Raw genomic sequence first — 21,554 nt, forward strand, 5'->3', positions numbered from 1 at the left:
TTATGTTTAAGGTATTTTATCCGGATGAAGATGCAGCTTCTGCATATGACATATCCTTTGAAAAATTATATAAGAACGGGATCAGAGGCGTGATTTTTGATATTGACAATACTCTGGTGCCCCATGATGCGCCTGCAGATGAAAGGGCAAAGAAGCTGTTTTTACGTCTGCATGAACTCGGGATAGAAACCTGCCTTCTTTCTAATAACAAAGAGCCGAGAGTGGCGGCCTTTGCCAGGGCTGCGGGCGGCTCCCGCTACATTTATAATGGAAACAAGCCCGGAAAAAAAGGATATCAAAGAGCGATGAAGCTCATGGGAACGGATGCGAAACATACGGTTTTTGTGGGAGATCAGCTTTTTACCGATGTTTATGGAGCCAAGAGAGCCGGGATCCACAGCATTCTGGTTAAGCCGATTCATCCGAAGGAAGAAATCCAAATCGTTTTAAAGAGATATTTAGAAGCAGTTGTACTATATTTTTACCGCAGAGATAAGAAAAGAAAAAAGTGAACAGTATAACGGTGAAATAAAATTCCTGGCGGGTAAAAGACAACCCGGCAGGTTATAATACGGATGAGACGGTCCGGACAAGCTGGCTGATCCGGACATACAGGAAATTACAATAAGAGATCCATGACTTGCTGACAGGAAGAAACACCTTTGGTATTTTTATGCCTAAAAGCATGGATTGAAAGGTGGTAGAAGGGATATGAAAATTCTTGTATTAAACGGGCCGAATCTGAATTTTTTAGGAATTCGTGAAAAAGGGATATACGGAACAGAGGATTATCATGCACTGGTATCCATGCTGGAAGAGAAAGCGCAGAGAGAAGGTCATGAGCTGGAAGTCTATCAGAGCAATTATGAAGGCGGAATCATTGACAAGATTCAGGAGGCGTATCACAATGGAACAGAAGGGATTATCATCAATCCCGGAGCATTTACCCATTACAGCTATGCCGTAAGAGATGCCCTGGGTTCTGTGGAGATGCCCAAGGTTGAAGTTCATATATCCAATGTCCATAAAAGGGAGGAGTTCCGCCATACATCGGTGACTGCTCCTGTTTGTACCGGTCAGGTGGTTGGCCTGGGGCTTAAAGGATATGCCCTGGCAATGGATTTCTTAACAGGAAAATAACCGTTCCGATTCAAAGAAAAGGGAGATATTTGTAAAAAACGGTTGAAAATGTATTTGTTATAGTATAGAATATAAAAGGTTAAGAAGAGAAATTCAAGGAGGAATATCATTTATGATATCAGCGGGTGATTTTAGAAACGGTATCACATTAGAGATCGAGGGTACTGTTTATCAGATTATGGAGTTCCAGCATGTAAAACCTGGAAAGGGTGCTGCATTCGTAAGAACTAAGATTAAAGATGTGTTAAACGGCGGCATTAACGAGCGCACATTCCGCCCGACAGAGAAGTTCCCACAGGCAAGAATCGATAGATTTGACATGCAGTATCTGTATGCTGATGGAGATCTTCATAACTTTATGGATATGAACACCTATGAGCAGATAGCGTTATCTCCAGATGTGATCGGTGATGCGTTAAAGTTTGTGAAAGAGAATGAGACGGTTAAGGTATGTTCTTATAATGGTAAGGTATACTCTGTAGAGCCTCCATTATTCGTGGAGTTAGTTATCACAGATACAGAGCCGGGATTCAAGGGTGATACCGCTCAGGGAGCTACAAAGCCAGCTACGGTTGAGACTGGTGCAGTAGTATATGTTCCCTTATTTGTAGATCAGGGTGACAAGATCAAGATTGATACACGTACAGGTGAATATCTGTCCAGAGTTTAAAAAGAAAAGGACCGGGCAAACCGCAGGTCCTTTTAATAATTATGTACGATATCGTGAAAACAACGTAGAGGAGATTATTCTCATATTCCTACGTTGTTTTTGTGTTATAAAGTTATATAGCCCTCTGCAGCAATGATTTCCGACATGGAGGCAGTGCAGTTCTGCCGCCCGATATAGGTGAAAAAATAGGTGATCCAGCATAAAAGAAATAGGATACAATGCTTTTTCATTGCTCCTCCCCGGCGGTCCTGGTACAAATCTGCTTAAAATAAAATTCCCGGCTGGTGGCAATCAGACCCAGCACAGATACCTTTTCTCCCAGCCTTGACGGGATGACAGGAACTGGGATAGCGGCATGATTATCAACGATTGATTGTATCCTTGGGATCAGCTGTTCCTCAAAAGCCAGGTAGTCGCCGCCGATGATCACCAGTTCGCAGTCAATGACGGACAAAAGGTTGCAGACCGCACAGCCTAACTCCGTGCTGATAAGATCCACCAGGGCGGTCACCTGAGGATCCTGCAACTGGTAGCGTTTGATTATATCAGGGAAGGTGACGGGCTCGCCCTGGCAGTCACAGTTAAGCTGCCTGAGTATGGAGTCAATGCAGATCCTGTTTTCCAGAGAAGCATTTTTTGTAGTAAGGCTTTCCGGGGTGACGCAAAAACCGATTTCACCTGCCGCCAGATGGTTTCCCTCGTGCAGCCTTCCGTTTAGCAGGATACCCGCGCCAACGCCCTGGCCGCAGCTTATAAAGGCCAAATGGCTGCACCCCTGGCCTCCGCCGCAGCACCATTCCCCCAGAACGGAAGCATTGGCGCTGTTTTTAATCAGGACAGGGACAGGAAAAGCCTCTGTAAGACGTTCCTCTATCAGCCCCACATTAAGATCCCCGTATTTGGAACTGACAATATAATTTTTATCATTGTCATTAAGGATGCCGGGAGCGGATACGGCAATAGCTGCCAGGTCCTGGTGGGTAATGCACTGGGAGGCCAACAGCATGGACACCGCATTGATGCACATGGTGATCCAGGAATTCAAATCAGCGGTGGGGGTCTGCTGGATGGTAAACTGGTTGATGATGGAACCTCTTAAGTCGCTTAAGCAGAAATATGAATGCTGATATTGAAAATCCATTACAATAATGTATTTAAAATTATCGCAGAAACGCAGAAGCGTCGGTTTTCTGCCGCCTCCGCTGGAACAAGCTCCTTCGCCTATCTCATTAATAATGCCGATTTGTAAAAGAGCTGCCACATTGTCGGCCATGGATGGCTTGCTCATGTTCAGCATGCGGGCCAATTGGGCCTTGGAAGTGTCGCCTTTCTGAAAGATGGCGTCCAGAATAGCCCTTTGATTGATTGTGCGGACATGGCTGAGATTTACTGTTTTTTTCATATGCACTCCTATTTATCAGATATGTTTGTCAGCTTAAACACCGGCTTTTTCCCCGGAATCAGGGAAATGCCGTCGGAATAGCCTTCCTCCCGGTCCTTTAAGGCTTCGATGAGACAGCCTCTCAGGCAGTCAATCCGTTCCCCGCAGCCGGGATCATGAATCAGGTCGCAAAGCTCTTTTGGGTCCTGATCCAGCTGGAAATAATGCTCTTCACCGGTCTGGCTGTACCAGATATATTTGTCCGTGGGGGTGACGATAAAATGGTTTGATATCTCCCCGCCGCTGTGTTCGCCGTGTAAGTACTCCCTGTCAAAACCGGTTTCTCCAAACAGAGAGGGGAAAAAGCTTTGCCCATCGGCCTCATCCGGAACAGGAAGGTTCAGGGAATCCAGAATGGTCGGCATGATGTCCCTTAATTCCACCAGATCTCTGGAAATCGGGATCTGGGTCCTTCCTGGAAACAGATTTTTTCCCACACGAACGATCATGGGGATATGGATGCTACCCTGGTAAGGCTGTACTTTCCGAAACAGGCCGTGATCAAACAACAGCTCTCCATGATCGGAGAGGAAGATCAGAATGCTGTCTTCTAAAACCTCCTCTCTGTAAAGAGCCTGCAAAAGCCGTCCGATCTGGTGATCCATATGGGTAATGCAGGCGTAGTAGCCGATCATGGCATCCTGCTTAAGCTTATCATTTTTTGTTCCGTAAGGAGAATCATAAAGCCCTTCATAATCCTTTGCTTTATGGGAAAAATCCTCCCAGGTTCCCATTGCAGGAGATGCCAGCTCCCTGCTCCGGTAGATATCAAAATATTCTGAGGGAGCGTCTAAGGGCGGATGGGGTCTTACAAAGGAGGTCATGAGGAAAAAGGGCAAGTCAGGATCCCGCTTTTCCAGGAAACGGATACTTTCCGTAACCGTCCAGTTGGTGGGATGGGACATGCTGTCGTACACCCAGGGCGAAGCAATGAAGGAATTGCATTCCAGGCCGGTATCATTGACATCCGTCGCATTTCCGTACCGGTCTTTCAGCCATCTTAAATAGCTGTCACCATAAAGCTGGTTCTGCCGGGTTGGAAGGCTGGGCCTTCGGTAAAAGCCGATATATCCGTCATGAAGCGTCAGGTTATGGAAGCCGCAGCGGCGAAGGGGCGGATGAACGTGAAGTTTTCCCACCGCTTCCGTATGATAGCCGTGGCGAGATAAAACCTGGGGAAGCATGTTTGGATAATCCCAGTCAATTCCATCCTGATAGCCCACCCGGCCGTGGCGCTCCTGGCTCATTCCTGTAAACAGGGCGGCTCTGGAAGGGATGCAGCTTGGACAGGAAGCGTAGGCATTGGGGAAATAAGTACCTTCTGCGGCCAGGGAATCCAGATACGGCGTCTGAACATCCGGGTGTCCTGCAACTCCCATACAGTCCCCTCGCATCTGGTCGCACATAATTAGAACAATATTCGGCTGTTTCATAAGCTCCTCCTGAAAATGAAATCTTATTTAGTACATTCCATGGAAAAAGAAAGTAAGGAATAATTACTAATTTCATAAAGGTATTATACGCCATTATGAAATAAATGTAAATATATTTTAAAGTTTTGATAGTGTAGTGGTGAAATGGTACGAATAAAATCAATAATCGGAATGAAAAAGATACAAAATTTACAAAAAACTTCAAATTTCCTATTGACTTGATAAGGAAAACTTGCTAAGATGATGCCATCTACATAAAGTCCATGAAAACCTATCACCAAAAAAGGAGGAGAATCAATCATGAAGAAAAGAATTGGAGTTTTCGCATTATCTTTAGGCCTGGTCTGTTCACTTTTGGCCGGCTGCGGTAAAAGCGAACCAGCACCTGCCAAATCAACTGAGGAGACAGTCACTGCAGCAGGGGAGACGGCTAAGGCAAAGGAAACCAAAGCAGAGGGGGACCGGGTAACCCTGGAGTTATATCTGCAGAAAACAAACGTAGTGGATGTTTTTCAGGAATTGACTACTCGTTTCGAAGAGCAGAACCCTGGAATCAAGATTGAGCTGACAAGCGTACCGGATCCGGAGACAGCTCTTGTTACAAGAATTGCTTCTAATGATTATCCGGACATTGTGACCATCTGGCCGGCGGAAAAATTTTACCGGGATCTGATGAGAGACGGAGCCCTGATGGATATTTCCGACCAGGCGTTCTTAAACGATGTGGCGGACGAAACAAGAGAGATTGCCAAATATGACGGCAAGGATTACGCACTTTCCATGACAATGAGCGCTTATGGCCTCATTGTTAATAATAAGCTGTTTGAGGATAACGGCATTGAGAAGCCGCAGACCTGGGATGAGCTGATTGCAGCAGCCGAGGCATTTCAGGCAAAAGGGATCCAGCCTTTTGCATTTTACGACAAATCCACAGAGCAGCTGGGACAGATGGCAGAGAGACTTATTGGTGTGATCAACAACGACATTACTTCTCAATTTGAGAAGGTGGGCAAGAAGGAGACAACCTGGGAAAATGAAAAGGAAATGAAAGTGCTGGCTGATGCCATGCTAAAGCTTCGCCAATACGGCCAGAAAGATACCCTGGGAGCAGGCTATGAGGACGCGTTCAACGATATTGCCACAGAAAAGGCAGCCATGATCTTTTACGGAAGCTGGGGTATTCAGACGATCCTTAACTTAAATCCGAATCTGGACATTGAAATGATAACCATCCCCAATCCTACGGGAGAAGCCAGCAAGATTCCCGCCAGTATTGATACGGCGCTTTCCATCACAGAAAGCTGCAAGAACAAGGAGGCAGCCCTTAAGTTCCTGGAATTCATGGGCTCTAAAGAGACCGCCCAGTATTATGCAGACACGGAGAAGAATCCATCCGTTATCAAGACCGTAGACTACAAGCGCCCCCAGCTTCAGACCATGAGCGAGAAGCTGAAAGCAGGGGACATGTTCTTCAGTCCATCTGTATATTGGCCGGCAGGCTTCCGCAAGAGCTGGGAAGCTCCCCTGCAGCAGATGATCCTTTCAAAGGATGTGGATGCGTTTTTAAAGGACAGTGATTCTATCAGCATCGAGTATTTTGAAAATGAACAATAAGCAGCCGTAACTGTATTAGTGCCGGTATGTGCTATGTGATGGGGCAGCCGTTTCCCGGTAATTCCCGTAAACGGCTGCCCCACTCTGATAGAGGGAGACAGAAAATGAACAGCCAAAACAAAAGGATGACGTTTTATAAAAAACAGTCCATTATTTTGAGCCTATTTGCAATTCCGCAGGCAATTGTCTATGTGATCTTTTTTATTACTCCGATCATTGGCGGAATTATTTACAGCTTCACCGATTATAACGGAATCAACAAAAAGCTGAACTTTGTGGGGCTTGAGAACTACCGGGCAGTATTCAGCAATTCCCGTTTCTTGAAAACTGTAATGTTCAATGTAAAGTACAGCGCTTTCCTGGTTATATTTATCGTATCTCTGAGCCTGATACTTGCAATTATCTTAAACAGCAGCCTTCAGGGCAAGACCATGTTCCGTTCTGTGTTCTTCTTTCCGGCAGTGCTTCCGCTGCTTACCATGGGGCTGGTGTTCAACAGCATTATCACAAAGGGCCTGCCCCAGCTTGGTGCAAACCTTGGCTTTGAAAGCTGGGAAATAAGTCTTTTGTCAAAGCCGGATACCGCCATGTATGCCATCCTGTTCGTAGCCATATGGCAGGGGCTGGCCATTCCCACGGTACTGTTCCTTGCAGGACTTCAGACCGTTCCCAGGGAGTTGGAAGAATCCGCAAGCCTGGATGGGGCTACGGCATGGAATAAATTCCGGTTTATCACTCTGCCGTTTCTGGTTCCAACCATTACCATGGTATTTGTGCTGACCTTAAAACAGGGGCTCATGGTATTTGATCTGATTATGTCCATGACCCAGGGCGGCCCGGCAGGATCCACGGAGAGCATGGCAATGCTGATCTATAACCATGGCTTTGTGGAACGCCGCCTTAGTGTGGCCATGGCAGAGGCCCTGATACTGGCAGTGATTGTCTGCACTGTTTCATTTATCCAGATTGTCTGGTCCAACAGGAAACGCATCTACTAGGAGGGTATGGCATGAACCAACGTAAAATACTAAATGCAGTGAAATACGGGATCCTGGTGTCAGGCTCTGTCCTGATTTTCCTTCCCATGCTCCTGGTGGTAATGACTGCTTTTAAGTCAAATCTTCAGATCGCAGAAAGCTGGTTTTCCCTTCCGATCCCGCTGTACCTGGATAATTTTAAAACCCTGTTTGCAAAAAATGAGCTGAAATATGCGTTCTTAAACTCTGTTGTGATCGCAGGCGTTTTCCTGTTGATCAGTACGGTGACATTGCCCCTGACAGCCTACGGTGTATCCCGGACCATGGCTAATAACCGTTTTCTCCGTTTTTTTTACTACTTTTTGATTATCGGCCTTTTTGTCCCCTTTCAGGCGAAAATGATTCCCTTAATCATGATCGCCAGCAAGCTTGGAATGATGAACGTGCCGGGAATTATTGTGCTATACATTGCCGGTTCTACCTGTGAGGGCGTATTCCTGTGCGCCGGTTATCTTCAGTCTATCCCACCGGACATGGAGGAAGCTGCCTACATAGACGGAGCAGGTTTTTTTAGAACCTACAGTAAGGTGATTCTGCCCCTTATGAAGCCGATCCTTGCTACGGTGGCAATCCAGAATGCGCTGTGGGTATGGAATGATTTCCAGCTGCCTCTGCTGGTTCTCAATAAATCATCCAGGTTTTGGACGCTGATCCTTTATGTGTATAACTTTAAAACAGCATATCAGACGGATTTCGGTTTGATTTTTGCCTCATTCCTGATCTCCATGCTGCCAATCATGATATTCTATATTCTGATGCAGAAGCAGATTATCGGAGGCTTGACAGCAGGGGCTGTGAAAGGATAAGAAGGAGTTGTGATGAAAAAAAAGAAGCTGATATTGGTATCTTTTGATGCCTTGTCCTGTACGGATTTAGAATATGTAAAAACCCTGCCTCATTTTTCCAGGATCATGAAAGAGGGAGCTTATTGCACCCATGTGCATTCCGTGTATCCCTCCCTTACGTTTCCCAGCCATGCCAGCATTGCCACAGGCTGCCACCCTTCCTCCCACGGAATCGTGAACAATTATTTGCTGGAGCCTTTTGCCCGGATCCATAAATGGAATTTTTATGCCTCCAGCTTAAAGCGCAGAGCCATATGGGACTATGCCGCAGAGAACGGGAAACGGGTGATGAGCATGTCCTGGCCGGTCAGCGCAGGAGCGAAAATGGCCTATTCCATGCCGGAAATGTCTCCGGTCAAGCCTAAAATCTGGAATATGGACAGTTTTATGAGCCAGATGAAAGTGCTCTGCAAGTACGGGACGCCCCGCTTTGCCATGAGGACGCTTTTGTCAGACAGGGAACTTCCAAAGGCGTGGTTTCTGGGAAAGCAGCCCAATCTGGATATGTCCATGATGGACCGGTTCATGGACGCTGTGAACCGGTATGATTTTGATATTGCCATGCTTCATATTTATGGTCTGGATGATGCCAAGCATACATACGGGATCTATTCCAGGAAATGCCAGTATTATCTGAAGGAGTACGACAGATTTGTGGGGCAGCTTATGGATTATGCAAAGCAGTGCAGTGGCCAGGATGTGACGCTCCTGTTCACAGGTGACCATTCCCAAAAGCAGGTGTCCTATGCCATTCACGGCAACATGGTCCTGGAACGTCTGGGCTACTGCACTTATGAAAATCATAGACTTACGGGCTACAGGGCTTACTTAGACTCGGGCGATGGAATGGCTTATATCTACATAAAGGGCGTTGACAGAGAAGAGGTAATCGCCAGAATAAAAGAAGCCTTTGCCGCAAACAGAGGAGTAAGAAGGGTAATGGAGAAAAAGGATTTTGAAAATCTCGGCTGCGACAAAGAGGCGGATCTGGTTCTTGAAGCAAGGGATGGCTATTATTTTGAGTCCGGATATGAAGAAGCAGCGGATGAGGAAGGGATTGTGGACAGCCATTACCAGGGAGTACACGGGTATCTTCCCGATGGAGCGGATTACCAGACCATGATGTTTGCCTGGGGAGAGGATGTGGCACCTGTCCGGGTGGAGACCATGGGAATCATTGATATTCTGCCTTCGGTTTGCCACTTGCTGGATATGAAAACTGATCCGGTGGATGGAACCGCCAGGACCCAGTTGTGGAAGAAAAGAACGGGGGGAGATTTCTGATGGAGATCCGGTATTTAGGTACAGGAGCGGCGGAAGGGATTCCCGCCGTTTTCTGCCAATGCGAAACCTGCAGGAGGGCATCACAGCAGAAAGGAAAGGACATCCGTACCAGGTCCAGCGCCCTTATTAATGGCAAGCTTCTTCTGGATATTTCTCCTGACCTGTATTTTCACAAGCTTCGTTACGATTTGGATTTGTGGAAGGTAAAAGCAGTCTGCGTTACTCACTCCCACAGCGATCATTTTGACGGCGAAGAACTGACACGCCGCAGCAGTATCAATTACTGCCACATCCATGATGAGAAGCCATTGGCAGTCTATGGCAACTCCAAGGTCTGCCGCATGGGCAGGGAACGCTTTAAGGAGGAATTCGGAAAGGAGGAGGATCCGTCCGTGGTATTTCTTCCTGCCCAGCCGTTTACGGAAATCAGGGCCGGGGAATTGACGGTTATTCCCATTCCGGCAAACCATGATCCCGGGGAAATGTGTTTTATTTATCTGATAGAAGAGGGAGAAACCAGGATCCTCTATGCCAATGACACAGGCCTTCTGGGACAGGAAGCTTATGATTTCCTGAAAGGAAAGAGACTTTCTCTTGTCAGCCTGGACTGTACCTTCGGTGCCGGCAAAGATCACGGCAGTTCCCATATGGGAATAGAAGAAAATCTTGCTGTTGTAAAACGCCTGGAGGAAGCAGGCTGCCTGGCCCCCTCCACCGTGATCGCTGCAACCCATTTTTCCCATAACTGCAATATGAGCCATGAGGAGCTGGAACAAAGGCTTGGGGAGGCAGGTATTCATGCAGCCTGGGACGGGATGGAACTTAAATGGAAATAATCGTAACGATGTAACATCGTATATTGGAAGGGGGAATATTGATGCCAAACGGGGATATATTTGAAAGCATTAATCTGGTATCTGTGCTGACCGGCATATTCCTTCTTCTCATCATGTCCCTGATGCAAAAAATAGACCGTTACTTATGCCTGCGCTCCAACCACATCCATTTCTCTGCGGAGTTTAAAACCATGGAGTCCATGGGAAATTTTATCCAACAGCTCCGGGAAATGGGCTGCCAGCTGGATGATCTGGAAGTCAACTCCAGAGAAGGTTATACGGACTATGTGGGCGCCACCTTTTGGGTGAAGATGGATATGCCGGTGAATCATATAGAAGCGATTCAGAAAATGAGCGGAATAAAAGGGGTAAAATATCTGGAGGAGCTGGAATATATGTAAGATGAGAAGCGCTGGCCCGTTATTGCCGGAAATACTGCGGGGAAATGCAATGAGGGAATATTGCAGGGATAAAAGGTAAATATTATAAAATAGTAAAAAGAAAGCACCTTTTTGGGAAAAGATAAGGATTGTGCCATCCTCTTAACTTAAAAAGGCGCTTATTTTATTACCGGATTCCTCTTTCCTGTCCAGGTGGCTGAATACCATGGAGCAGTACGTTTTTGGAAAAGAAAAGGGAAAAGAATTTGATTTTTAAGATTAATTGTAATATAATTAATATTTAGCGTAGAAATATCTGGAATAGAAAAAGGAGACCAGGAACTGATGAAGAAGATTCTTGATTTGATTACAGCAGAGATGAAGGCAGCATTTGCGGACTGCGGATATGATGAGGCTTATGCAAAGGTAACCTTATCCAATCGTCCGGACCTTTGCGAATACCAGTGTAACGGAGCCATGGCAGCAGCTAAGGCTTATAAAAAGAAACCTTTTGACATTGCAACGGAAGCGGTGGCAAAGCTTACGAAAAGCCAGGTATTTGCTGCGGTGGATGCTGTGATGCCGGGATTTATCAATTTAAAGCTTGACTCCGATTATCTGGCAGAATATATGAACGGCATGTCTGATGAAGAACAGTGCGGTTGTGAAAGAACAGAAAATCCCATGACAATTGTGGTGGATTACGGCGGAGCTAATGTGGCAAAGCCTTTGCACGTGGGCCATCTCCGTTCCGCCATTATCGGGGAAAGCATTAAGAGAATGGGCCGTTTTCTTGGCCATCAGGTCATTGGAGATGTTCACCTGGGAGACTGGGGCCTTCAGATGGGACTGATTATTGAGGAGCTTAAGGACAGAAAACCGGAGCTTCCTTATTTTGATGAATCCTATGAAGGGGAGTATCCAAAGGAAGCACCCTTTACCATCAGTGAGTTGGAAGAGATATATCCGGCGGCCAGTTCAAAAGCCAAATCAAATGAAGAATTCAGCGCAAGAGCTCATGACGCCACTTTAAAGCTGCAAAATGGGTTCCGGCCTTACCGTGCCATCTGGCAGCATATTATAGAAGTTTCTGTTTCTGATTTAAAGAAAAATTACGGAAATCTCAATGTTACCTTTGATTTATGGAAAGGGGAAAGCGATGCAGAACCCTATATTGCCGGTTTGATTAAGGAACTGGAAGACAAGGGCCTTGCTTATGAAAGCCAGGGAGCTCTTGTTGTGGATATAGGGGAAGAGGGGGATACCAAAGAGCTTCCTCCCTGTATTGTGAGAAAGTCAGACGGTGCGGCCCTTTATTCCACCTCTGATCTTGGAACCATCATTGAGCGGGAGAAAGAGATTAAACCTGACTGGTACATCTATATTACGGATAAGCGTCAGGAGCTGCATTTCGTCCAGGTGTTCCGTGTGGCAAAAAAGGCTGGCTTTGTATCACTGGATAAGAAAATGTCCCATCTTTGCTTCGGAACCATGAACGGAAAAGACGGAAAGCCCTTTAAGACAAGGGATGGCGGAGTCATGCGTCTGGAGACACTGATATCGGACATCAGTCAGGCAGCTTATGAAAAGATCATGGAGAATCGTACCGTTTCTGAGAAAGAAGCGGAAGAAACATCTAAGATCGTGGGAATGGCAGCCTTAAAGTATGGGGATCTTTCCAATCAGGCTTCTAAGGACTATGTGTTTGACATGGACCGTTTCGTATCTTTTGAGGGAAATACCGGCCCTTACATCCTTTATACCATCGTAAGAATTAAGTCCATTCTTGCAAAATACCAGGGCCTTGAGGACAAATATCAGGGTGAGGAACGGATTCTTGCAGCCGCATCAGAGGCGGAAAAAGATCTGATGCTCCAGCTTTCCAGATACAATGAAATCATGGAAACAGCCTTTACGGAGCTTGCGCCCCATAAAATATGCCAGTACATTTATGAGCTTGCCAATGCATTTAACCGCTTTTACCACGATACCAAGATCATATCCGAAGAGGATAAAAAACGGCAGGCATCCTGGATCCGCTTAATCAGGCTTACTAAGGATGTATTAAATGCATGCATTGGCGTACTTGGAATTGAGGCGCCGGAACGAATGTAAATGGTGAACGGATGTGAGAAACTATGAAAGTATCACACTTGACGACAAATACCTTCTGGAAAGGCGAATCAGGTGTCAGTGCCCTGGTGGAAGATCAGGGAAAAGAATATAAGGCAAATCTGCATATCAAGGGTAGTCAGGTTTTTGACTACTCTTGTTCCTGTGCCCAGGGAAATTCCTACCTCGGCATGTGTCCTCACTGCAAAGTTCTGTTTGATGTGTATAAAGAACTGGAATCAAACTCTGGAAGGCCGGTGACCACTTCCCAGCAGGCGAGAGCCATGATTCGGGAATATACCAATCGGGAGGTGTCCCGGATCATGAGCGAGGGAGAAGAGGAGCAGGTAAAGCTTTCTGTATCTCTCCTGGTCAGCCGAAGGGAAGTGAAGCTGGAGTTTAAGCTGGGTAGGGACCGGCTTTACATGGTGAAGGATCTGGCTGCTTTTGCAAATGCGGTGCAAAATGGAACCTATGTGGAATACGGCAAAAATCTGGCATTTCATCACACACCTTCTGCCTTTGCCAAAGAAAGCCGTCCCCTTCTGGAATTTGTACAGGAGATTGTGAATGCGTATTGTGAGCATTATGAACAGTTCCAGAAAAGTTCCTTTTCCACAAAGCCTGTTCTGCGGCTTTTAAATTTAAGCCGTGCAAACCGGGACCGTTTTTTTGGAATCATGATGGGAGAAACCCTGGAATTTGAGGATTACAAGGGCAAGAAGCGGCAGCTTGCGATCGTTGACCGAAATCCGGACTTAAAGGTTACGGTAAATCGCCAGGGCCGGGATGGGATATTGGTATCCATTGACCGGGAGCTTTTGGTCTTTGAAGGGGAGCACCGTTTATATCTTGCAGATATGAAACACTTATACTGCTGCGACCAGTCCTGCAGCGAGGCTCTTTCCGTATTTTTGGGGCAGATGATGGAAGGGTTTAAACCCTCCTATGAAACGGAAATCAATAACAAGGATATGCCTCTTTTTTATGAACGGGTTTTAAAGAGAATTGCAGGTTACTGCACCATTGATTCCAAAGAAGTGGATCTGGAAGCTTATAAGCCGGAAGAGCTGAAGGCAAGGTTTGATTTTGATTCCGACGGCCAGGGCGGGCTGATTTTAAAACCGACCCTTTCCTATGGGGATTATTCTTTCCAGCCGGTAGAGGACGAGCGCCTGCCCCGTACCGTGTGCCGGGATATACCGGGAGAGTTCCGCATCAGCCGTCTGATTACCCGGTATTTTAAATATAAGGAATATGAATCAGAATATCCGGCTATTCGGGATGATGAGGACGCTGTATACCGGTTACTTACGTCAGGGATGAGTGAGTTCATGGCATTGGGAGAGGTTTATTTTTCTGAATCCTTTAAAAAGATAAAGATCCTGCCTCCTCCCAAGGTATCCATCGGGGTCAGGAGCGTGGGGAACTGGCTGGAACTGGACGTGGATACGGACGGGCTGACAGGAGAGGATTTAAGCAGGCTTTTGGAGGTGTACAGCCAGAAAAAGAAATATTACCGCTTAAAAAGCGGGGAATTTATAAGCCTTGATGACAACGGTCTTATGACCGTTGCAAAGCTGATCGAGGGGTTGTCCGCTGACCCTGATATGTTAAACAAGTCTTTCCGCCTTCCCAAATACAGGGCTCTTTATCTGGACAGTATCCTGAAAGAGGGAAGCGGCATAACCCTTTACCGGGACCAGCTTTATAAAGCGGTGGTCCGGGGGATGAAGTCTGTGGAGGACAGTGATTTTGAGATTCCCCAGTCCCTCCGCCATGTGCTGAGAGGGTATCAAAAGACAGGATACCGCTGGCTTAAGACCCTGGACAGCTACGGCTTTGGTGGAATCCTGGCCGATGATATGGGCCTTGGAAAGACCCTTCAGGTCATGACCCTGCTCCTTGATGAAGCAGAAAAAAAGGAACATACCACCTCCCTTGTGGTTTGCCCGGCATCCCTGGTATACAACTGGGAGAATGAATTTCATATCTTTGCCCCTTCTCTTAAAGTCGCGACAATCACCGGCCAGGCAGGAGAACGGGAAGAGCTGTTAATGGACACGGATGAAAAAGATGTGCTGATTACTTCCTATGATTTATTAAAACGGGATATTGATCTTTATAAGGACAAGTCTTTCCGCTTTCAGATCATTGATGAGGCCCAGTATATCAAAAATGCGTCCACCCAGAGTGCAAGAGCGGTAAAGAGCATTGATGCCGGGAACCGGTTCGCCTTGACGGGCACTCCTATTGAAAACCGTTTGTCAGAGCTGTGGAGCATTTTCGATTTTCTGATGCCGGGATTTCTCTTCACCTACCGGAAGTTTAAAAAGGAGTATGAACTGCCCATTGTCAGGGACCAGGAAAAAACGGCGCTGGAGAGCCTTCACCGCCTGATCGGCCCCTTTCTTTTAAGGCGGCTTAAGAAAGACGTTTTAAAAGAACTGCCGGATAAGCTGGAAACAATTGTTTATTCCGCTTTTGATAAGGAACAGAAGGAGCTGTATACGGCAAATGCATTCCGCTTAAAGCAGGAGCTTGAAAATCTGGCAGACAAGTCTGGACGGGATAACATCCAGATCCTTGGGGCCCTTACCAGGCTCCGGCAGATCTGCTGCGATCCTCAGTTATGTTATGAGAATTACAAAGGGGGATCAGCAAAGCTGGAAACCTGCATTGACCTGATCCGGAACGGGGTAGAGGGAGGACATAAGATCCTGCTCTTTTCCCAATTTACCTCCATGCTGGATGTAATCGCAAAAAGGCTGAAAAAAGAAGCAATTCCTTACTACATGCTGACCGGAGCAACTCCCAAAGAGGATAGGCTTCATATGGTAAATTCTTTTAAAGATGATGGGATCCCCCTGTTTCTTATTTCTTTAAAGGCAGGCGGAACAGGACTTAACCTGACTGCGGCAGACGTGGTCATACACTTTGATCCATGGTGGAATGTGGCGGCTCAGAACCAGGCCACGGACCGGGCCCACCGGATCGGCCAGGAAAAGCAGGTAAGTGTATTTAAGCTGATCACAAAGGGGACAATTGAGGAGAATATTTTAAAGCTGCAGGAATCCAAGAAGGATTTGGCAGAACAGATTATTACAGAGGGAACCGTGTCCTTGAGTAATTTGACCAAAGAGGATCTGTTGGGGCTTTTGGATATTTAGAGAATTTAAATGAAAGGATGGATGAGTGATGAAAGTACTAATGTTAAATGGAAGCCCTCATGAGAGAGGCTGTACCAACCGCGCCCTTCTTGAGGTGGAATGGGCTTTGAATGGGGAAGGCATTGAAACAGAAATTCTTCATGTCGGGAGCCAGTCTGTCCATGGCTGTATTGCCTGTCAGAAGTGTTCGGAAACCGGAAGGTGCGTATTTACTTATGACATGGTTAATCAGGTGCTGGATAAGATGGAAACAGCGGCAGGGCTGATTGTAGGTTCCCCGGTTCACTATGCTTCTCCCAACGGCACAGTGCTTTCCTTCCTGGACCGCTTATTTTATGCGGGAAGAAACTTTGCTTATAAGCCGGGAGCAGCGGTTGTTTCCGCCCGCAGGGCAGGGACCACTGCTTCCCTCGATGTTTTGAACAAATATTTTACCATTGCCCAGATGCCGGTGGTTTCATCCTCTTACTGGAACATGGTTCACGGATTTACGCCTCAGGAGGTGGAGCAGGATTTGGAGGGACTTCACACCATGAGAACTCTCGGAAAGAATATGGCATGGCTTTTAAAATGTCTGGAGGTGGGAAAGGCCGCAGGAATCAGCCTCCCTGCCTGGGAAGAAATTCCCAGAACAAATTTTATCCGCTAAGGTGGAAAAAATCCCCTTTACTTTTTTTATTTGTAGTGTATAATGAGATAGGCACTATATGTAGTGATTCAAATTTCAAAGGTACAAAATATAGAAGAGGTTAAGGTGACAGGGATGATTAAAGTTCAAAAACGTGACGGCAGAATTGTGGAATATGACAGGGAAAAAATCATTACAGCCATTCGGAAAGCCAATGCAGAGGTGGAAGTTTCTGAACGGGCCGGGGAGGAAATGATTGATGCAATCCTGGATCATGTAGAGAAAGAATACGATGGCGTGATCAGTGTGGAAGCCATTCAGGACATGATCGAGAGCAGTCTGGTAAATAAGAACAAATATACGCTTTCCAAAAAATACATCATTTACCGTTACCAGAGGGCCTTGCTTCGGAAGGCAAATACAACCGATGAGTCCATCTTAAAGCTGATTAAGAATGAGAACAAGGAGCTGGCAGAGGAAAACTCCAACAAGAATACCATTCTGGCATCTACTCAGAGAGATTACATCGCAGGAGAGGTGTCCAGGGACTTAACCAGAAGGATGCTGCTTCCAGAGCGGATTTCTCTTGCCCATGACCAGGGAGCCATTCACTTCCATGATACAGATTATTTTGTTCAGCCGATTTTTAACTGCTGTCTGATCAATATCGGCGATATGCTGGACAACGGCACCGTGATGAACGAAAAGATGATTGAGAGCCCTAAGAGCTTTCAGGTGGCGTGTACTGTCATGACCCAGATCATTGCGGCTGTTGCCAGCAATCAGTATGGCGGCCAGTCCGTAGATATCCGGCATTTGGGAAAATATTTAAGGAAAAGCAATGATAAATTCCTTAAGCAGATCCGGGAAGAATTCGGGGATACGGTCACTCCTGAGATGGTGGAAAAAATGGCTGCCGTCCGTCTGAGAGATGAGCTGAAATCCGGTGTGCAGACCATTCAGTACCAGATCAACACCTTAATGACCACCAACGGACAGGCCCCATTTGTGACCCTGTTCTTATTCCTTGATGAAAACGACGAATACATAAAGGAAAATGCTCTGATCGTGGAAGAAGTCCTCCGCCAGAGGCTTGAGGGGATCAAGAACGAAGCAGGCGTTTATGTCACTCCTGCATTTCCTAAGCTGATCTATGTTTTAGATGAGAATAACTGCTTAAAGGGCGGAAGATATGATTACATAACAAAGCTGGCGGTGAAATGCTCCTCCAAGCGCATGTATCCGGATTATATTTCTGCTAAGAAAATGAGGGAAAATTACGAAGGGAATGTATTCAGCTGCATGGGCTGCCGGAGTTTCCTGTCTACATGGAAGGATGAGAACGGCAATTACAAGTTTGAGGGAAGGTTTAATCAGGGAGTGGTAAGCCTTAACCTGCCCCAGATCGGTATCCTTGCAAAGGGAGATGAAGACACCTTTTGGAAGATTTTGGATGAACGTCTGAATCTGTGCTATGAGGCCCTGATGTGCAGGCATAAGTCCCTGGAAGGCACACTTTCTGATGTAAGCCCGATTCACTGGCAGTATGGCGCTATTGCAAGGCTTAAAAAGGGAGAAAAGATCGACCCTCTGCTTCACAACGGCTATTCTACCATATCTCTGGGATACATCGGCCTTTATGAGATGACAAAGCTTATGAAGGGGGTAAGCCAGACAACTCCGGAAGGAGAGGAATTTGCTCTTCGTGTCATGAATCACATGCGGGAGGCTGTGGACCAGTGGAAAAACCAGACCGGCCTTGGCTTTGGCTTATACGGAACACCGGCAGAATCTCTCTGCTACCGGTTTGCCAAAATTGACAGGGAACGATTCGGAAACATACCTGATGTAACGGACAAGGGATATTATACCAACTCCTATCACGTTGATGTACGGGAGTCCATTGATGCGTTCAGCAAATTTTCCTTTGAAAGCCAGTTCCAGAAGATTTCCTCCGGCGGATCCATTTCTTATGTAGAGGTTCCAAACATGCAGAACAATCTGGAGGCAATGGAAGAAGTGGTGAAATTCATTTACGATAACATCCAGTATGCGGAGTTTAATACCAAATCAGACTATTGCCAGGAATGCGGTTTTGACGGTGAAATCATCATCAATGACGATATGGAATGGGAATGCCCTCAGTGCCATAACAAGGATAAGAGGCGGATGAATGTGACCAGAAGAACCTGCGGCTATCTGGGAGAGAATTTCTGGAATACCGGAAAGACAAAAGAGATCAAATCCAGGGTCCTTCATCTGTAGGAGGTGTGCCATGAATTATGCGACCATAAAGCCTACGGATGTGGCCAATGGCCCGGGAGTCAGGGTATCTTTGTTTGTCAGCGGATGTACCCACCGCTGCAGGGAGTGCTTTAATTCCGAGGCCTGGGATTTTCATTACGGTCAGGAATATGGGCCGGAAACCAGATCAAAGATATTGGAATATTTAGACCATACCTACATTGCCGGCTTAAGCCTCCTTGGCGGAGAGCCCATGGATCCGAAAAATCAGAAGGGCATCCTGTCTTTGGTGGAGAAGGTAAAGGAACGTTTTCCGGAAAAGACGATCTGGTGCTACACCGGCTACGATTTTGAAAAGGATATCCTGGGTGACATGGCTTTAAGGCTTCCAGAGACAAGGCGGATTTTAGACTGTCTGGATGTTCTGGTAGACGGAAAGTTTGAAGTGGAAAAAAAGGATTTAAAGCTGCGGTTTAGAGGGTCAGCCAATCAGAGAATCATTAAAGTACAGGAATCCCTTGCTTTGGGTAAGGTTGTGCTTTGGGAATAGAAAGACAGGGTATTTTGCTGCATGCCGTAAAGGCGGAGGCAAAATATCCTGTTTTTTTGATTCATGGGAAATTGTATCCTATGAATCAAGTCCCAATGCTTCTTACCGTTTAAAATCAGCCGCTTACCCATAAACCCTGTGAATACGGATTTAAATGTGATATGATGAATTAGCAGTCAGGAGGAAACAGTATGAAGGTGAATATTAAAACAATCAGCCGTGAGTCGGAAGAATCTGCGGATCTGTACATCCATGAGCGGGATGATACAGTGGACCGTCTTGTGGAATATCTGGAACAGGATTTATTTCAGTCAGTAACGCTCATGTGTCAAAAGGGAGAAAAGATCTGCCGGGTTCCAAGTTCTGAGATTTATTTGATTGAAACGGTAAAAGAAAAGCAGGTGGTTCATACGGAACAGGAAAATTATGAGCTGAATAAGAGGCTTTATGAGCTGGAACGGTTTCTTCCGTCTAATTTTATCCGGATATCCAAGTCTGTGATCATGAACATAGATAAGGTAAGGAACTATACCCCCATGCTGAATGGGCTTATGAAGGTTTCCATGTTAAATTCCCAGGTAACTTATATTTCCAGGAAATATTTAAAAGAAGTAAAAGACAGGATTTTGGAGGTGAGGCATTATGAATAGGAATGAAGGGAAAAGAGAAGCTTTTTGGGAAATTTTGATTTCCGGGGCCGATCTGGGAACGATCTTGTTTGCCGGCGCTTTAATGGGACTTTGGCTCTTTTCAGAAAGACAAGGTCTGGAGATGGTCATGGACCGCCTGGGCCTTATATTTCTTATTTATCTTTTAGCAGGCTGCCTGCTGCAGCTCTTTAAACGGCTGCCGGAAATGGATTTAAGCTGGCTCAGGGGCATGGCTATTATATACTGGTATGAAATTTTGATGATCTTCTTAATAGTCCTTGCTCAATTTCTTCCGGATTATTTAAGATACATGATCGGATCGGATGCTGCCGTTCTTTTTGGAAGGTGGGTGCTTAATTATCTTTATGCAAAGCGCACTGCCAACCAGTTAAATATGGCAAAGGGAGGGCGTACCCTGGTCATTGACTTAAATGAAAAGCCCGGCTCAAAAGAAGAGTTTTTCTCTCTCCTTGATGATTACTGCATCAGGAACCGAATGTGCCTGGAATATATAAAACGGGATATTCCGGCTGAGGTGAAGATTGACGGAGTCCTTCATGAAGTGGATTTGAAAAGTTATTACACTTATGGGGGAGCTGTATACACCATGGACATCACAAGGCTTTAACAGACCGTTTGATGGGAAGCTTCTAAGCCCCGATATCTATGGAAAAAGAACTTGAAATATGATTCAAATCGGTTATCCTGAAAGTAACAGGAATGGATAAGGAGAAGACTCATATGAATGATCGAATGGAAAAGGCTGAATCAGTTTTAGAACTGCTTCCCGGATTTCAGTATCTTTATAAAGGAGAAGTAGATACAGACACTGTGAAGTATCTGATAAAGAAGGGCTGGGCATTGGAGGCGGAAGACTGCGGATCGGTCCGTCTGGCTTCTCTGGCCGGAATGGATAAGAACGACATTTATTACTCAGTTCCTTATAAAGAGCCGGCAGCCATAAAAGCAGCCATTGGAACGTGCAGGTTCGTTGTCTCCAGTTTAAAAGAAATGGAGCTTATCAATGAAGCGGCAGCCGGATATCTGGCTCCGGGACATCTGGAAGTGGTAGGAATTGCCGTGATTCCAAAAGCATATGACAATGGAAAACTGCCGGGGTTCCCGGTGGAGGAGTTATCCCAATTATCCGCAGAAGCCAGAAAATTGCGGTTCCTATCCATACGGGGCTGCTTCATCCGGGGAAATACAAAAGGGCTGTCCGGAGAAAGTCTTGGACGCTATTTGAGGGACTGCTATGAAACAGCCAAACTGGTTACCACAACCATACCCTGCGGCATGTCTTATATAAATGCAGGCAATTTTATGGAACCTGCTGTCCAGACCATGAAATCAGATCAGGAAGCCCTGGAAAAGCTTCAGACTGCTGCTCAGATCATGGTCAACCAGAATCAGACTGCTTTTTATGCGAAACTGCTGCTGTAATAGTAGAAATACCTAATAATAGAAAATCCTCCCCGCTGCGAGAATCTGTATCCGACTCTCATAACGGGGAGGTTTTT

20 protein-coding genes are annotated in these 21,554 nt (G+C 46.1%); 17 read left to right on the plus strand and 3 right to left on the minus strand.

The genetic code is table 11. The features are described from left to right. Positions 1-2: 2 nt before the first annotated feature. From ABFV83_RS05230 to efp, 3 genes are all read left to right on the plus strand, one after another. Positions 3-512, plus strand: coding sequence for a YqeG family HAD IIIA-type phosphatase (locus ABFV83_RS05230; protein ID WP_349947879.1), 510 nt, complete (start codon positions 3-5; stop codon positions 510-512). 199 nt (positions 513-711) lie between these two features. After that, entirely contained in the window at positions 712-1,140 is a 429-nt protein-coding gene (aroQ, locus tag ABFV83_RS05235; RefSeq protein ID WP_349947880.1) for a type II 3-dehydroquinate dehydratase, read from the plus strand. A gap of 112 nt (positions 1,141-1,252) precedes the next feature. Further along, a complete protein-coding gene (efp, locus tag ABFV83_RS05240; protein ID WP_349947881.1) occupies positions 1,253-1,810 on the plus strand; it encodes an elongation factor P in 558 nt (185 codons plus the stop codon). A gap of 104 nt (positions 1,811-1,914) precedes the next feature. On the opposite strand, the gene ABFV83_RS05245 is transcribed toward efp, so the two are convergent. From ABFV83_RS05245 to ABFV83_RS05255, 3 genes are read right to left on the minus strand one after another with little or no spacing between them, the layout of a single operon-like run. Next, on the minus strand, positions 1,915-2,040 hold the full coding sequence (locus tag ABFV83_RS05245; RefSeq protein WP_349947882.1) for a hypothetical protein: 126 nt from the start codon (positions 2,038-2,040) through the stop codon (positions 1,915-1,917). Continuing rightward, on the minus strand, positions 2,037-3,212 hold the full coding sequence (locus ABFV83_RS05250; protein WP_349947883.1) for an ROK family transcriptional regulator: 1,176 nt from the start codon (positions 3,210-3,212) through the stop codon (positions 2,037-2,039). Before ABFV83_RS05250 ends, ABFV83_RS05245 begins: the two co-directional genes overlap by 4 nt. An 8-nt stretch (positions 3,213-3,220) precedes the next feature. Then, complete coding sequence (locus ABFV83_RS05255) at positions 3,221-4,684, minus strand: arylsulfatase (protein WP_349947884.1); 1,464 nt, start codon at positions 4,682-4,684, stop codon at positions 3,221-3,223. Between the two features lie 300 nt (positions 4,685-4,984). Here ABFV83_RS05255 and ABFV83_RS05260 point away from each other — a divergent pair, with 300 nt between their 5' ends. The 14 genes from ABFV83_RS05260 to ABFV83_RS05325 all read left to right on the plus strand — a co-directional run bounded on the left by ABFV83_RS05260 (position 4,985) and on the right by ABFV83_RS05325 (position 21,477). Continuing rightward, the gene (locus ABFV83_RS05260) at positions 4,985-6,298 is read left to right on the plus strand and encodes an extracellular solute-binding protein (RefSeq protein ID WP_349947885.1); all 1,314 of its coding nucleotides are present in this window, start codon (positions 4,985-4,987) and stop codon (positions 6,296-6,298) included. 104 nt (positions 6,299-6,402) lie between these two features. Continuing rightward, positions 6,403-7,296, plus strand: a complete 894-nt coding sequence (locus ABFV83_RS05265; RefSeq protein ID WP_349947886.1) for a sugar ABC transporter permease — start codon at positions 6,403-6,405, stop codon at positions 7,294-7,296. Positions 7,297-7,307: 11 nt separating this feature from the next. Further along, complete coding sequence (locus tag ABFV83_RS05270) at positions 7,308-8,141, plus strand: carbohydrate ABC transporter permease (RefSeq protein ID WP_349947887.1); 834 nt, start codon at positions 7,308-7,310, stop codon at positions 8,139-8,141. A 12-nt stretch (positions 8,142-8,153) separates the two neighbouring features. After that, positions 8,154-9,464 (plus strand): ectonucleotide pyrophosphatase/phosphodiesterase, encoded by a 1,311-nt coding sequence (locus ABFV83_RS05275; protein WP_349947888.1) that lies wholly within the window; start codon positions 8,154-8,156, stop codon positions 9,462-9,464. Further along, positions 9,464-10,300: an MBL fold metallo-hydrolase gene (locus ABFV83_RS05280; protein ID WP_349947889.1), complete on the plus strand. Its 837-nt coding sequence runs from the start codon at positions 9,464-9,466 to the stop codon at positions 10,298-10,300. The genes ABFV83_RS05275 and ABFV83_RS05280 overlap by 1 nt, the downstream gene beginning before the upstream one ends. A 41-nt stretch (positions 10,301-10,341) precedes the next feature. Beyond that, entirely contained in the window at positions 10,342-10,701 is a 360-nt protein-coding gene (locus ABFV83_RS05285) for a hypothetical protein (RefSeq protein ID WP_349947890.1), read from the plus strand. A 324-nt stretch (positions 10,702-11,025) separates the two neighbouring features. Further along, positions 11,026-12,795, plus strand: a complete 1,770-nt coding sequence (gene argS, locus ABFV83_RS05290; RefSeq protein ID WP_349947891.1) for an arginine--tRNA ligase — start codon at positions 11,026-11,028, stop codon at positions 12,793-12,795. 23 nt (positions 12,796-12,818) lie between these two features. Next, positions 12,819-15,962 (plus strand): SNF2 helicase associated domain-containing protein, encoded by a 3,144-nt coding sequence (locus ABFV83_RS05295; protein ID WP_349947892.1) that lies wholly within the window; start codon positions 12,819-12,821, stop codon positions 15,960-15,962. 28 nt (positions 15,963-15,990) lie between these two features. Continuing rightward, the gene (locus ABFV83_RS05300) at positions 15,991-16,611 is read left to right on the plus strand and encodes a flavodoxin family protein (RefSeq protein ID WP_349947893.1); all 621 of its coding nucleotides are present in this window, start codon (positions 15,991-15,993) and stop codon (positions 16,609-16,611) included. Positions 16,612-16,725: 114 nt separating this feature from the next. Then, a complete protein-coding gene (nrdD, locus tag ABFV83_RS05305; protein ID WP_349947894.1) occupies positions 16,726-18,855 on the plus strand; it encodes an anaerobic ribonucleoside-triphosphate reductase in 2,130 nt (709 codons plus the stop codon). Positions 18,856-18,865: 10 nt separating this feature from the next. Continuing rightward, positions 18,866-19,384, plus strand: a complete 519-nt coding sequence (gene nrdG, locus ABFV83_RS05310; RefSeq protein ID WP_349947895.1) for an anaerobic ribonucleoside-triphosphate reductase activating protein — start codon at positions 18,866-18,868, stop codon at positions 19,382-19,384. A gap of 191 nt (positions 19,385-19,575) precedes the next feature. Continuing rightward, positions 19,576-20,034: a LytTR family DNA-binding domain-containing protein gene (locus ABFV83_RS05315; protein ID WP_349947896.1), complete on the plus strand. Its 459-nt coding sequence runs from the start codon at positions 19,576-19,578 to the stop codon at positions 20,032-20,034. Next, a complete protein-coding gene (locus ABFV83_RS05320; protein WP_349947897.1) occupies positions 20,027-20,662 on the plus strand; it encodes a DUF4318 domain-containing protein in 636 nt (211 codons plus the stop codon). The genes ABFV83_RS05315 and ABFV83_RS05320 overlap by 8 nt, the downstream gene beginning before the upstream one ends. A gap of 113 nt (positions 20,663-20,775) precedes the next feature. Then, positions 20,776-21,477, plus strand: a complete 702-nt coding sequence (locus tag ABFV83_RS05325) for a hypothetical protein (RefSeq protein WP_349947898.1) — start codon at positions 20,776-20,778, stop codon at positions 21,475-21,477. The last annotated feature ends 77 nt before the right edge of the window (positions 21,478-21,554 follow it).

It is taken from the genome of Lacrimispora sp. BS-2, assembly GCF_040207125.1.
Lineage (GTDB): Bacteria > Bacillota > Clostridia > Lachnospirales > Lachnospiraceae > Lacrimispora.